Origin of the sequence: Erysipelothrix aquatica, from assembly GCF_009828825.1 — a bacterium.
Classification (GTDB): Bacteria; Bacillota_I; Bacilli_A; order Erysipelotrichales; family Erysipelotrichaceae; genus Erysipelothrix; species Erysipelothrix aquatica_A.
The window spans coordinates 1-15,067 of record NZ_WTTA01000007.1 but is presented as its reverse complement, the minus strand read 5'-3'; the positions used below and the strand labels follow the sequence as shown (position 1 = coordinate 15,067).

The 15,067-nt window shown below is 35.7% G+C and carries 13 protein-coding genes; 9 read left to right on the top strand and 4 right to left on the bottom strand.

What is annotated here, in order from left to right; all coding sequences use genetic code 11:
- Genes GVV22_RS10550 through rpmH form a run of 4 tightly spaced genes read right to left on the bottom strand, consistent with a single transcriptional unit; the run spans position 1 to position 2,009 of the window.
- A complete protein-coding gene (locus GVV22_RS10550; RefSeq protein WP_159650010.1) occupies positions 1–615 on the bottom strand; it encodes a protein jag in 615 nt (204 codons plus the stop codon).
- 16 nt (positions 616–631) lie between these two features.
- A complete protein-coding gene (gene yidC, locus GVV22_RS10545; protein WP_159639953.1) occupies positions 632–1,477 on the bottom strand; it encodes a membrane protein insertase YidC in 846 nt (281 codons plus the stop codon).
- A 24-nt stretch (positions 1,478–1,501) separates the two neighbouring features.
- Positions 1,502–1,828 carry a ribonuclease P protein component gene (gene rnpA / locus GVV22_RS10540; RefSeq protein ID WP_159650009.1) on the bottom strand — a complete coding sequence of 109 codons (327 nt, stop codon included), beginning with the start codon at positions 1,826–1,828 and terminating at the stop codon, positions 1,502–1,504.
- Between the two features lie 46 nt (positions 1,829–1,874).
- The gene (rpmH, locus tag GVV22_RS10535; protein WP_003774176.1) at positions 1,875–2,009 is read right to left on the bottom strand and encodes a 50S ribosomal protein L34; all 135 of its coding nucleotides are present in this window, start codon (positions 2,007–2,009) and stop codon (positions 1,875–1,877) included.
- Between the two features lie 596 nt (positions 2,010–2,605).
- On the opposite strand from rpmH, the gene dnaA reads away from it, so the two are divergent.
- The 9 genes from dnaA (at position 2,606) to gyrA (ending at position 14,908) form a co-directional block, all read left to right on the top strand.
- Positions 2,606–3,979, top strand: a complete 1,374-nt coding sequence (dnaA, locus tag GVV22_RS10530) for a chromosomal replication initiator protein DnaA (RefSeq protein WP_159650008.1) — start codon at positions 2,606–2,608, stop codon at positions 3,977–3,979.
- A gap of 262 nt (positions 3,980–4,241) precedes the next feature.
- Positions 4,242–5,360: a DNA polymerase III subunit beta gene (gene dnaN, locus GVV22_RS10525; protein WP_159639949.1), complete on the top strand. Its 1,119-nt coding sequence runs from the start codon at positions 4,242–4,244 to the stop codon at positions 5,358–5,360.
- Between the two features lie 2 nt (positions 5,361–5,362).
- Positions 5,363–6,100, top strand: a complete 738-nt coding sequence (locus tag GVV22_RS10520) for a DeoR/GlpR family DNA-binding transcription regulator (RefSeq protein ID WP_159650007.1) — start codon at positions 5,363–5,365, stop codon at positions 6,098–6,100.
- Positions 6,101–6,207: 107 nt separating this feature from the next.
- Positions 6,208–7,119: a 1-phosphofructokinase family hexose kinase gene (locus GVV22_RS10515; protein WP_159650006.1), complete on the top strand. Its 912-nt coding sequence runs from the start codon at positions 6,208–6,210 to the stop codon at positions 7,117–7,119.
- A 2-nt stretch (positions 7,120–7,121) separates the two neighbouring features.
- Positions 7,122–8,981 carry a PTS fructose transporter subunit IIABC gene (locus GVV22_RS10510; RefSeq protein WP_159650005.1) on the top strand — a complete coding sequence of 620 codons (1,860 nt, stop codon included), beginning with the start codon at positions 7,122–7,124 and terminating at the stop codon, positions 8,979–8,981.
- Between the two features lie 190 nt (positions 8,982–9,171).
- Positions 9,172–9,393, top strand: coding sequence for an RNA-binding S4 domain-containing protein (locus GVV22_RS10505; protein WP_159650004.1), 222 nt, complete (start codon positions 9,172–9,174; stop codon positions 9,391–9,393).
- On the top strand, positions 9,365–10,462 hold the full coding sequence (recF, locus tag GVV22_RS10500; protein ID WP_236261958.1) for a DNA replication/repair protein RecF: 1,098 nt from the start codon (positions 9,365–9,367) through the stop codon (positions 10,460–10,462). The genes GVV22_RS10505 and recF overlap by 29 nt, the downstream gene beginning before the upstream one ends.
- Entirely contained in the window at positions 10,462–12,381 is a 1,920-nt protein-coding gene (gene gyrB, locus GVV22_RS10495) for a DNA topoisomerase (ATP-hydrolyzing) subunit B (protein ID WP_159650003.1), read from the top strand. The genes recF and gyrB overlap by 1 nt, the downstream gene beginning before the upstream one ends.
- A 10-nt stretch (positions 12,382–12,391) precedes the next feature.
- Positions 12,392–14,908, top strand: a complete 2,517-nt coding sequence (gyrA, locus tag GVV22_RS10490; RefSeq protein WP_159650002.1) for a DNA gyrase subunit A — start codon at positions 12,392–12,394, stop codon at positions 14,906–14,908.
- The last annotated feature ends 159 nt before the right edge of the window (positions 14,909–15,067 follow it).

Here is a 15,067-nt window from a genome sequence, read left to right as displayed (position 1 = left end):
TTACTCTTTGTTTGGATCATAAATGATCTTTAGATGACGGTTACGGCCAGAACCTTCACTTAACGTTTTGACATTAGGGAAGTTCGTTAATTCTTTATGAATAACGCGGCGCTCATCATTTGGCATCGGATCTAACGATGCATCAACTTTAGATCGTTGAACTTGTTTAGCAATACGTTTTGCCATTGCTTTAAGTTTTTGGTAACGGTCATTTTTATAGTTATTAATATCAAGGGTAACAAAGAATCTACGCTTGAACTTAGCGTTAACGGCGTGACGAACCAATTGTCCTAGTCCATCTAGCGATTTACCACCACGGCCAATCAAGATTGCATTATTCTCTGCATTAATATTAATGCGAATATTATTATTGTTTTGATCAATTTCTATTTCAACGTTCTGTCCTAAACCACTAAAGAATGTAGTTAGGTAATCTTTAATGAACTCAGACACGTCTTGGAGGGCATATACTTCAGCAGTAACACTGGACCCAATTCCTAAGAATCCTGTCTTTTCTTCAGTTACGTAATATACTAAATCTTCGGGTTGAACATTTTTTTCTTTGGCTGCTTTACTTAGTAATTCATCCAAAGTCTTTGCGGTATATTGCTTCATGACTTCCTCCTATGAACTATTTTTGATCTGCGTATTTATTGTTAATATAAAGTGTTTGGAATAGTTGTCCCATAGCTGAAATCATCCAGTATAGACTCATTCCGATATTCCATGTTAAAGCAAAGAAAACGATCATTGCTAATGATACATACATCATTGAGCTTGCTGGGTTTGCTGGTTGCTTTTGATTTGGATATTTCTTCAATTTTTGTTTTGCTAAGTATTGTGGTAAGAACATTGATAATGCTTGGAAGATAACCATTAATGCGAATATTGTAATATACACAACATTCATTTCTTGGAATCCTTGCATTGGTGTTTTTTCTAATGTTTCTCCAAATACTGTTCCGCTAATAATTAAGTCTGCACGTGTAACCGCATAGTACATTGCAATCATGATTGGTAATTGTAGTAATTGACCTCCGATTGCTGACATCGGTTTGATATCGTGTTTTTGATATAGCTTTTGCATTTCGGTTGCTTTAGCCATTTTGGATTGTTGGTCAGTTCTATTTCGGTATTTCTCTTCAATTTTTGCTTGTTCAGGTCCTAACAATTGCATTTTTTGTTGTTGAATCGTTGATTTGATTGATCCACGAATTGTTAATAAACGAATTAACAATGTAACGATAACAATTGATAATAACGCTCCAACATATTGAGCAAAGAAGTTAAGTAATTGTGCAATAGGCCATACAAAGATAGCGCCGAACCAGCTCTCTTTACCCCATGTCCATGCATCTCCTAATCGAATAATTGATTCTGGATACACTTGTTTCGTTACAGGATCAACATAGCTCATACATCCTGTTAGTACTACAAGTAGTAATCCTAGGAGTGCAATTTTTTTATATTTTCTCATCTAAATCTCCTAACATACGTACTGTTATATTTTAACTGTTTTTAGGAGTTTTTCCAAGTCTTTTCGGTTTTCCTCAAAACTTGTTTCGAAATAGCTTTTACGTACCATAATAATATAGTCATAATCACTTTCAAAAACTCCAATATCTTGAACCATTGAGCGTACTTGGCGCTTGGTTTTATTTCTTAATACGGCTCCACCTAGTTTTTTAGGAACTGATATTCCAAATCGTGGGCTCATCTCTTTTTTTGTATCTATATATACTGAAAAAGACTTCGAATTTTTGAAACGACGTCGTTGTATAATTCGCTGAAAATCTCTTGGATTTTTTACTCTAAGTTCTCTTTTCATAATTCACTTCCATCTTTACAAAAAAGCCACCCGCATGGGTGACTTTTTATGCAGATAACACTTTTCTTCCTTTTGATCTACGACGTGAAAGCACTCGACGTCCGCCAACTGTTTTCATACGGGCTCTGAAGCCATGGACCTTTTGGTGTTTCCTTTTGCTCGGTTGATAAGTTCTCTTCATTGAAAACCACCTCCAGTTCTTTTTTACGATAAAGAGCAAATGCTTTAAAATTATATATAATCTGTATCCAAATGTCAACGAAACCCACAAGTGAGTACGCTTTTTTTTATTGATTCAGAAAACATGCCTTTGAATTTTAACAAATTCAACAACATTTATCCACATTATTTTAATAATTTAAGGAATGGTGATAACCCTGTTTACAAATCAGTGGATTAAATATCTGATTTTTTTATCCACTTTGACTCTTAACACCTTTTACCACTACTTTATAACATTGTTTATCAACACTTTGTTGATATGTGGAAAAGTGAATTATATCCAGTTTACAAGCTATATAATGATGTTGTTAATACGTTCGAAGCTCAAATAATATTCCTGATTTATTCATTTATCAACAGTTGTTGACTATCTTTTCAACTTCCCTCAATTAATCCCCATTGTTAATTTTGTGGATAAGTGTGGATAACTCTAAACTATCCACTGTTTACTGTACGGTTGACACTTACGATTGTGGATAACTTGTTACCAAAAAAATACCTACTTTTTTTCTTATTTTAATTTGGTATTATAGTAAATGAACAAGGAGAAATGCCATGACAACGATGAAATTCTATTTAGAGGATGTTTGGGGAAAAGTTAAATCATATATTCAGAAAAACAGTCCTTTAGATGATATGATTTTTAAAACATATATTGAATCTGATACTCGTCTTGGTGCACTCGATGATGCAACAGCAACGATTGTTGTTTCAACTTATTTACAAAAAGTCATTCTACATGATCAGCTTGAATACTTGAATAAAGCCATAAATTCTGTTTTAGAACGAGAAAACATGGTCTGTGAAGTTCTTGAAGAAGGCGAGTTTACACAGAAGAAGCCAATTACTGCTAATCCTGTTCCTGAAGTAAAGCGTGTTGTTAAATCTGATGGAATTGCTATTGACCAGACTTTTGAAAATTTCGTAGTTGGACCTAGTAATAAGGAAAGTCATTCGGCTGCATTAGGTTGCGCGTATCGGCCTGGACAGTTTTATACACCGCTATTTATATATGGAAATTCCGGTTTAGGTAAAACCCACTTACTAAATGCAATTGGTAACTATATCAAAGGAAAGAATCCTAATGCGAAGGTCTTTTATACATCAAGTTCTGATTTTGTCAGACAGGTTGCCAACTCTATTCAGAATAGAGAAATTGAAGACTTCAAAGATCAAATGTACGATCTCGATGTTTTACTCATTGATGATATCCAGTTTTTAGCGGGTAAAGAAAAATCCCACGAGATTTTCTTCCATATTTTCAATGAATTAATTTATAACCGTAAACAAATTGTTATTACTAGTGACCGACTTCCAACCGAAATTAAAGGACTCGAAGACCGCTTAATTAGCCGCTTTTCCTCAGGTTTATCTGTTGGTGTTGATTCGCCAGAGTTTGAAACTTCGCTTGCAATTCTAAAAATGAAAATAATGAGTCGAAGTGTTGATCCAGGAATTTTTGATGAGGATGTCCTCGCTTATGTTGCTGCAAATTTCTCTAAAGATGTGAGAACTTTAGAAGGTGCACTTAACCGCTTATTGTTTTACTCTATTCAATTCTCTAATAATGACCATATAAATTTAGATATAGCCATGTCTGCATTTAAGGTAACAAATGGACAACCCATAAAAACAAATGAATTGGATACAAAAACTATTAAGCGCATTGTAGCTGACTACTATGGACTTACACAAGCTCAGCTTGTTTCTAAGGCACGAACGAAAGCAATTGCGAATGCACGCCATATTGCAATTTATCTATCGAGAAAACATCTCGATTTACCGTACAATAAAATCGGTGAAGAATTTGGAAAACGTGATCATTCAACCATAATAAGTGCATGTGACAAAATTGAAAAAAAACTTAAAACAGATCAGCTTCTTGCACGAGCAATTTTTGAAATTGAATCTGAATTTAAAGCCAGCTAAATTTATCAGCTGGTTTTTCTTTTAGAGAAGTTATCAACAGTTATCCACATATTGATAACACCCTAAAATAGCCTTATTTAGCGTATTATAGGCTTAAATAATATGTTATCCACTTTTCCACAGCCCTTAATAGTATTAAATTACTTAATATACTTATAAATAACAAAAAATCGTTCTTTACGAATTCTTTTTTCGCTAATAATATTTTGCATAATTATGCTATAATAAATGTAATTGTATTCAATATACTTTGGAGGAATCTATGAAGTTTAATATCAAAAAACAATCGTTTTATAAATCATTATCTTCAGTTGGTCGTGCTTCATCAACACACTCACCGCTACCTATACTTTCAGGAATCAAATTTGAATTACGTAACAACACGTTAACGTTGATAGCTAGTGATTCAAATATTTCTATTCGTGAAGTCATTTATGCTAACGATGAAAATAATTTAGTTATCCATGAAGAAGGTGATGTCGTTTTAGAAGCGCGTTATGTTCTTGAAGCAGTTCGAAAATTAGATGCTGACATCATTAATATGGAAATTATTGACGGTGCTCTAACACGTATCAGTGGAAATCAAGCAGAATATAACATTAATGGAACAAAGGGCGATCAGTACCCAATTATCGACTTTACAAAACCAGAAAAACAATTCGAGATTTCTGGAAGTAAATTATCTGAGATTATTTCTCAGACAGCTTTTGTTTGCTCAACAAGTGAAGATCGTCCAATTTTTACAGGCGTAAACTTTAAAGCTAATGGAACGACTTTAAATAGTGTCGCAACTGACAGTTACCGTCTTGCAAAGAAAGTTGTAGAACTTCCTGTAGAGATGGACTTCAATATCTCAGTCCCAGCCTCTAACTTATACGAGGTACAAAAGACAATTACCGGTGATGAAATCATTACTATTGCAGTATCGGATAAATTAGTTCAATTCTATATTGGCGAAACATTGATTCAATCTCGACTTATTGATGGTCTTTTCCCAGATGTAAATCGTTTGATTCCGAACGAGTATGGATTTGAACTCGTAGTTAAGAAAACCGATTTAATCAATGCTGTTGATAGATCTTCATTCTTAAAGAGTGAAGGGTATTGGACTGTAAAACTTGAAGCTACTCCAGATGAAATTATTATTAGTTCAAAATCTCAAGAAATTGGATCATCAGAAGAAATTCTCCATCCAATAAATTATGTGGGAGGCAATCTAAAAATTTCATTCAGTGGAAAATACTTGATTGAAGCTTTAAAATCCTTCAAGTCAGAAACAGTTAAAATTATGTTCGTGGGTGAAATGCAAGCATTTGTAATTCGTCATCCAGAAGATGATTCAATTGTTCAGTTAATCCTACCACTTAGAACATTTGACTAGTCATGTTAAAGAATCAAAGACATCTCGCAATTATTGAATACGTAAGTGAACATCAATTTGCGAAAGTAGAAGAATTATCGCAACTTCTGAATGTTTCCGAAATTACGATTCGAAGAGATATTAATGAACTTCATGAAGAAAATGTCATTAAAAAAGTTCATGGAGGCGCGAGCTCTCTCAAGCAAAATCATATTGCTATGGATATTGAGCTCGAGTTGCGTCGAACTACTAATGCTGACGAAAAACTAAAAATTGCTAAAATCGCTGCAGATTATATTCCCGACGATTCATCAATTTATTTAGATGCAGGAACATCAACATCACTTGTCATTCCATATCTCGAAAACAAGAATGTAACGGTGTTTACTCATGGCTTACATCATATTGAAATGCTAAACAAATACAATATTGATACGTATATTATCGGTGGTCATCTAAAAACTAAGACACTTGCAACGGTTGGATCACTAAGCATCAAGTATCTTGAACGTATGAATTTTGATATAGCATTTATAGGATTTAATGCTCTTGATCCAGAGTTTGGTTATTCAACTCCTGATGAAATGGAAGCAATGATCAAGGCAACAATTATCAAGCAATCTAATGTAGTGTATTTCCTAGGTGATGATAGTAAATTTGGACGAAAGTCAGGAATGTCCTTTGCTCAAATTAGTGATGGCTACCTAGTTTCAAATAAACATCCAGGAGATAAATACCTAAATATAAAAGTAATAAAGTAGGCGTGTCCTACTTTTTTTATTATCGATTTGAATATAAATGATAATAAATGATAAATAGTGGTTGAAAACGATTACATTTATGATAAAATACAAATAGAGGTGATTTCATGATACATATTATTGCACTAAATCCATCAATTGATTATTTAATGTCTGCAAGTTCTATGGAACTTGGCAAGACGAATCGGTCAAACTTCGAAAAAATAAGAATTGGAGGTAAAGGAATTAATGTTGCAATCGTACTCAATAATTTAGGAATTGATACGACGCTTCATGGATTTTTAGGAGGTTTTACTGGCGAACATATTCGTGAAAATTTGAAAGAGTACCCACACATAAAGGATAGATTTATCGATTCAAATGTATTAACGAGGATCAACGTAAAGATTAAAACCGATACCGAAACTGAGTTGAACGGTTCTGGAGAAATCATTGATTCGAAATACATTGAACAACTCGAACGAGAAATCAAGACATTTACCGAAAACGATATTGTTGTTATGAGTGGCAGTATTTCCCGGGGAATGAACTACAGTTGGTATACAAAGATAGCGCAATATTTGCATTCGAAGAATATTGATTTTATCGTTGACATTGGAAGTCATGAGCTCATAAATATTTTAAAATATCATCCCCTCTTAATTAAACCAAATATCGATGAATTCCTTCAAATTACCAATGTCTCGAATGATTACGAATCGATCCTTATTGCAGGTAAAGAAATGATTAAATTAGGTGTCAAAAATATTATTATCTCTTGTGGTAAAGATGGATCTATATATATTTCCAATCAAGACCTATTTAAGGCGACGGTACCAGAAGGGAAGCTTATTGATTCAGTTGGAGCTGGAGACTCTATGGTTGCCGGATTTATTGCAGGAATCGTAAAAGGAGAATCCGAAAAAGAAACATACTTATTATCATCAGCTTCAGGAACGGCAACTGCGTTTTCTGAAGCTCTTGCAACAGCAGATGAAATATCAAATTTAATGAATAAAATCAAAATAGAGAGGATCTAATTATGGAATTAAAAATTAGTGATGTGCTTAAAAGTAATAGTATTATTTTTGATTTGAAAGAAAATGATAAGAAATCAGTGCTTTTAGAAATGTCCGAATACCTAAAGGCACAAGGATTTGTTAGTGATGCAAACCAGTTCTTAGATGTACTTCTTGAAAGAGAAGCTATAAGTACGACTGGTGTTGGAGATGGAATTGCAATCCCTCATGGTAGGAGCAATTTAGTTACAGAAACAGTTGTTCTTTTTGGAAGAAGTGCTGCTGGAGTAAATTTCGAAAGTATGGATGGCAAGCCTGTACATTTATTCTTTATGATTGCTGCTCCGGAAAATTCAGGAAATGAGCATCTTAAAATTCTTGCGGAATTATCGGGTAAGCTCATGCATGCTGATGTTGTGTTAAAACTAAAAAATGCCTCAACGTATTCAGAAATAATTGAAGCATTCTCAATTGAGGATACTTCTAATAATATCGAAACGAAAGATTTACATAATCATAAAAAAGTTGTAGCAGTAACAGCATGTGCAACAGGAATCGCACACACATATATGGCAGCAGAGAAACTTCAAGAAATTGCAAAGAAGTTGAACATTGATGTAAAAGTTGAAACTAACGGAACTTCTGGTGTTGGCAATCAACTTTCGAAGGCTGATATTGAGAATGCTGATGCTGTGATTGTTGCTGCTGACATCAAGGTTGAAACATCACGATTTGATGGTAAAAAGATGCTTGCAGTCCCAGTAGCTAAAGCAATTAAAGAACCACAAAAATTATTTGAAGAAGCACTTTCTGATAATACTCCTATTCATAGTGAGAAGGCTCAAGAATCACCACGAGATGAGAAAAAAGGAATCTATAAACATCTAATGAGTGGTGTGTCTTATATGCTCCCATTTGTTATTGGTGGTGGAATTGTTATTGCACTTTCCTTTTTGGTCGATCAGTTAATAGGTGTGCCACAAGATAGTTTAGGTAAATTAGGTAGTTATAATGAACTAGCATCATCTCTGAATAAAATTGGTGGCGCAGCATTTGGATTCATGCTTCCCGTATTAGCGGGTTACATTGCCTACAGTATTTCAGATCGTCCGGGTCTCGTATCGGGATTTGTGGCAGGTGGAATTGCTAGCACTGGTGGCGCAGGTTTCCTTGGCGCCCTAATTGGTGGATTTGTGGCAGGATATGTAGTTAATTTTGTGAAAAAAATGCTCAATGGACTGCCACATTCACTGAATGGATTAAAAAACATCATGTTATATCCTCTATTAGGTGTCCTCATTACTGGTGCAATAATGCTTATTGTTAATGTACCAATGAAAACGATTAATGATATGATGAACAACTTTCTACTGAACCTGTCAGGCACGAATGCTGTAATCCTAGGATTGCTTTTAGGTGCAATGATGGCAATTGACTTAGGGGGTCCAGTTAATAAGGCGGCCTATGTTTTTGGTACAGGAACGCTTGCTACAGCATCAGTAGGAGGAAGTAGTGTCATGGCAGCCGTTATGGCGGCCGGTATGGTACCACCGCTTGCAGTATTTGTTGCAACACTATTTTTCAAAGATAAATTTACAGTCGAAGAGAAACAAGCGGGATTTACTAATGCAGTTTTAGGAGCATCTTTTATTACTGAAGGAGCAATTCCTTTTGCATCAAAAGATCCGTTACGAATCATTCCAAGTTTTGTAGTTGGATCCGCTGTTACCGGTGCACTTGTCCTTGCATCAAATATTATGGTAAGTGCACCTCACGGTGGTATCTTCGTGATCTTCCTTGTTTCGCAACCAGTCCTATACATTGCTTACATTGCAATTGGATCAATAATTAGCGGATTCATTATGGGTATTTTATCCAAATAATTAGCATATAAAACATAATAACAACCGAATACACTCATCTAAAAAAAAACAATTTTTGAAGGTGCAAAATCGGTTGTTTTTTTTTTATGCAAAAAAATGTCATCAAACCCACTAATATAGGACTTTTATGATTATTCATATACGTGCATTTTGTCGTAAAATATGATAAAATAGAGGAGTTAAAAAAAGGATGGATAATATGAAAAAAGAAGGAGACTACATAACACTTGGACAGTTTCTAAAAGTTATGGACTATGTGCAATCGGGTGGAGAAGCTAAACACCTTATTCATACATTCTCAATTCAAGTAAACGGCGAGAATGAAAATCGTCGTGGAAAGAAACTTTACCCTGGTGATCAAGTTGTGATTAACGGGAAAATGCATGAAATTTCTGAAGAAGATGCAGATTAAGCAACTTGAACTTAAACAATTTCGAAATGTTGAGGACGTACGTCTCGATTTTCCGGAAAATATTACAGTGTTTGTTGGAAACAATGGTCAAGGTAAGACAAATATCATCGAATCGATAGTTTTTTTAGGTTCAGGCAGATCATTTCGAGTTAATGATGATAAAATTCTGATCCAAAATGGAAAAGAATTTGCTAAAGCCGAAGCAGTTATGGATTCGGGACACCTTTTGAAAATAGTTGTTAGCGAGCAAGGAAAATATTTACAGGTTAATCATTCACCATTGAAAAAGTTAAGTGATTTTATCGGGTATTGCAATGTAATATTATTCAATCCTGATGATTTAAATTTTTTTACGGATGCACCAAAAATTCGACGTAAAAGCGTTGATTTTGAATTAGGAAAACTTTCTAAGGATTATATTGGCATTTTATCTAGATACACACAGGTCTTAACGCAACGTAATGCATTATTGAAATCACGAAATATTGACTTTAGTTTATTGGAAATACTGGATAGTCAACTAATTGAGTATCAAATTCCGATTATCAAGCAACGAAATGCATTTATAGCTCGTTTAGAGCCAATTGTAGAAAGATTTTACCAAGCAATGAGTCAAACATCGACTCGTGTTAATTTCGAGTATAGGAGCCCTGTAAGTGTTGATAGTTCGATTCTTACTAATCTTACGAAACGTATGCAAGAAATGTACCAAAGAGATTTGGATTTACGTGCAACGCAAGTGGGAATTCATCGAGATGACTACGTATTTAAGATGGATGGGGTTCCTGTTATCAATACTGCGTCTCAAGGACAGAAACGAATGCTCATGATTGCGTTTAAACTTGCGCTTGTCTCGTTGGTTTACGAGTTGCAAGGGGCTTATCCAATATTATGCTTGGATGATCTATTTTCGGAGTTAGATGAGTCACGTCGTAAAATGGTTCTGAAAATGATTCCAAACGCCGTACAAGTATTTATTACAACGACTGATATGCAATTTATACAAACAGAGAGAAACTTAAATGTGTTTCACGTTAATAAAGGAATTATTCATAAGGAGGTAATTTAATGGCATCAAACAAAGTAGAACATTCTTATACTTCAGAAGATATTCAGGTATTAGAGGGATTAGAAGCTGTTCGTAAACGTCCTGGGATGTACATAGGGAGTACATCTGCTCGTGGTTTGCACCATTTGGTATGGGAAATTGTTGATAATGGTATTGATGAGGCTCTAGCTGGTTTTGCAAGTGAAATTACAGTTACTGTCGATAAAGATAACATTGTCACTGTTTCTGATAATGGTCGTGGTATTCCAGTTGGAATTCACGAAAAAACTGGTGTTTCTACTGCAGAAACAATTTATACAGTGCTTCATGCCGGAGGTAAATTCGGTGGTGGCGCCTATAAAGTTTCTGGTGGACTTCATGGGGTTGGGGCATCCGTTGTTAATGCCTTGTCTACTTTCTTAGAAGTATCTATTTTTAAAGAAGGAATTGAGTATTATCTTCGTTTCGAAAACGGTGGCCACACTGCTATTCCATTAGAAGAACGTGGAACAACCGATCGCCAAGGAACAGAGGTTAGATTTAAAGCTGATCCAGAAATATTTAAAGAAACAACAGAGTATTCATTTGATGTATTACGTGATCGTTTACGTCAAATGGCTTTCTTGAATAAAGGAATTAAGATTACATTTATTGATGAGAGAGAGCCTGAAGAGTCACGCGTCAACGAGTTCCATTATGAAAATGGAATTCTTGAATATGTTCATTTTATGAATAGAAATCGCCAAGTAATTCATGAAGAGATTGTTTATGTTGAAGGCGAAGAAGATCAAATCCAAGTTGAAGTTGCAATGCAGTATAATGATGGATTTGTTCCAAATATCTATTCATTTACAAATAATATTAATACCCAAGAGGGAGGAACTCATGAAGATGGTTTCCGTCTTGCTTTAACACGTGTTATTAATAATTATGCTAAAGAAAATAATCTATTGAAAAAAGACGAAGATGGCTTCTTAGGTGATGATGTTCGTGAAGGACTCACTGCTATAATCTCCGTTAAACATCCAGATCCTCAATATGAGGGGCAAACAAAAACAAAACTTGGAAATAGTGAAGTACGCAAGATTGTTTCTAACATCTTTGGTAATCAATTTGAACGTTTCTTAATGGAGCATCCTGATGATGCAAAAATTATCATTGATAAAGCTCTCGTTGCATCAAAAGCACGTGTTGCTGCTCGTAAAGCGCGGGAATTGACACGTCGTAAAGGTGCTCTTGAAGTATCATCATTACCTGGAAAACTTGCAGACTGTTCAAATCGTAACCCGGCCGAAAGTGAAATCTACCTCGTCGAGGGTGATTCCGCTGGTGGAAGTGCAAAACAAGGTCGAGATAGTAAATTCCAAGCAATTCTTCCACTACGTGGTAAGGTTATCAACGTCGAGAAGGCTCGTTTACACCGAATCTTTGACAATAATGAAATTCGTATGATGCTTACAGCATTCGGTACAGGAATTGGTGAAGAAATGAATCTTGAGAAGTTGAGATATCATAAAATCGTTATCATGACCGATGCTGACGTAGACGGTGCGCACATTAGAACGTTACTTTTAACTTTCTTTTACCGCTTCTTACGTCCAGTCATTGAAGGAGGCTTTGTGTATATTGCGCAGCCACCTTTGTATAAAATTTCTCGTGGAAATAAAATGGCTTATGCCTATAGCGACGAAGAATTAGAAGAGCTTAAACCTGAGTTCGGTGATCGTTTCAATGTTCAGCGATACAAGGGTCTTGGTGAAATGAATCCAGAGCAACTATGGGAAACAACTATGGATCCTCAAACACGTACGCTTATTCGTGTTGATATTGAAGATGCAATGGAAGCCGATATGATTTTTGAAACGTTAATGGGTGATGAAGTTGCACCCCGTCGCCAGTTTATTCAAGAAAATGCAGAATATGCAGATTTAGATATCTAGGGAGGGAAAAATGGAAGAGAATAAAGAATTTGATCGCGTAAAATCGCGTAGTATTTCTGATGAAATGAAGAAATCTTTTGTTTCATATGCAATGTCTGTTATTGTCTCACGTGCCCTTCCAGATGTACGTGATGGATTGAAACCTGTTCACCGTCGTATTCTATATGCGATGAATGATTTGGGTATGACGAGTGATAAACCGTATAAGAAATCTGCACGTATTGTTGGGGACGTAATTGGTAAGTATCACCCTCACGGTGATAGTGCTGTTTATGAATCAATGGTTCGTATGTCACAAGACTTCTCTTACCGATACATGCTAGTTGATGGCCATGGTAACTTTGGTTCAATTGACGGCGATGGCGCTGCTGCGATGCGTTATACTGAAGCTCGTATGTCCAAAATTTCGATGGAAATGATGCGCGATATTAATAAAGAGACTGTTGATTTTCAACCTAACTATGATGGAGAAGAGAAAGAACCTTCGGTTCTACCTTCACGTTTTCCGAATGTTTTAGTTAATGGTGGAACGGGGATTGCTGTCGGGATGGCAACGAATATCCCTCCTCATAACTTAGGAGAAGTCGTTGATGCTACAATTGCGTTAATTGATAATCCGGAAATAACAATTAAGGAATTGATGGATGAGTATATTTTTGGTCCGGATTTCCCAACAGGAGCTTATTTACTCGGACGCTCAGGTATCAAGTCTGCATTTGAAACTGGTCGTGGATCTGTAGTTATGCGTGCTAAAGTTGATATCACTGAGTTACCTAATGGGAAGCCGGTTCTTACAATTTCTGAAATACCTTACCAAGTAAATAAAGCGAATCTTGTTGAGAAAATCGCTAGTCTGGTTCGTGATAAAGAAATTGAAGGAATTACCGACTTAAGAGATGAGTCAAACCGAGTCGGTATCAAAATAGTTATTGAATTACGGCGTGAAATACAACCGGAAGTTGTATTAAATCAACTATACCGCTTAACTGCAATGCAATCGACATTTGGTGTAAATATGTTAGCGTTGGTCGATAATAGACCAAAATTGCTCAACCTTCTTGAAATACTAGGATATTACCGAGATCACCAAATCGAAATTATTACACGAAGAACACGATTTGAACTTCGAAAAGCTGAGGAACGTGCTCATATTCTCGAAGGAATGATCATTGCTCTCGATAATATTGATGAAGTAATGACAATTATCAGAAGTTCAAATGATGATGCTGAGGCAAGTAGTCGTCTTAATGAACGATTTGGCCTTACAGCAATTCAATCTAAAGCAATCTTAGATATGCAGTTCAGACGTTTGACTGGATTGCAACGTGAAAAACTCGATGCAGAATACGCAGAGTTAACACTAACAATAGAAGATTTAAAAGATATTCTCGCAAATCACAGTCGTGTTTTAGATATTATTAAGACAGATTTAGAAGAAATTAAGACTAAATTTGGAGATCCAAGACGCTCTGAGGTAATAGAAGCAGATATCGATATGCTTGATGAAGATTTGATACCTGAAGAAGATATCGTAATTTCGATGACCATGAATGGTTATATTAAGCGTACAACTATAGACTCATTTAATGTTCAAAATAGAGGTGGTAAGGGTGTTAAAGGTATGGCGACATACGATGAAGATGAAATTGATCAGTTCTTAGCTCTTTCAACTCATGATTACTTACTAGTCTTTACTAATAAAGGTAAAGTGTATAGAATGCGTGGATTTAATGTTCCAGCAGCAAGTAGAACTGCTAAAGGAATTCCAGTCGTCAACTTACTATCTCTGGATGAAGGAGAAGAAGTTCGTACACTGGTGAAAGTACCTAGAGATGATGAAGACTCTAAGTATGCATTCTTCGTAACTCGTCAAGGTATCGTAAAACGTGTTGCAGTGAGCGAGTTTGAGTCAATTCGACAAAATGGTAAAATTGCAATTACGCTACGCGAAGACGATGAACTCGTCGCTGTCAAAATGACTGATGGTTCAAATGAAATTATCATCGGTGGAGACAACGGTAAAGCAGTTCGCTTTGACGAGAATGAAGTTAGACCAATGGGACGTACCGCATCTGGTGTTCGAGGATTCGATGTTGATGGTGGCATCGTTGTAGGGGTCGCAACTGACCGTGAAGGTAAGTATATTTTAGCCATTACTGAAAAAGGTTATGGCAAACGTACTGAATTAGATGAGTACCGCTTAACAAAACGTGGTGCTAAAGGTGTTAAAACAGTTAATATTACTGAGAAGAACGGAAATCTCGTATCACTTCGAGCTGTCGAAGGTGATGAAGAGCTTCTTGTTATTTCAAGTGATGGAACTGTTATTCGAACAGAAGTTGCAAATATAGGAATATATGGTCGTTCAACGATTGGTGTTCGAATTATCAATGTTGGAGAAAATGACGCTGTAGCTTCAGTGGCGGTGTTGAAAGTTAGGGAAGAAATTGCTGACTCTGACGCTGATATCGATGATAAGTCACACGATGATGCAGATATTGAAATCGAAACTGTAGATTCAGAATAATATAGTATAAAAGCATACGATTAGTCGTATGCTTTCCTAAATTCAAGTCTCAACCGCACCACCAAGGTGCGGTTGTTTTTGTATAATAAAAGGAGCCCACCCGACTAAAAGGAGCTCCCATATGAAGTATAAGCAATTAAATAAAAAAATAAAAGACCA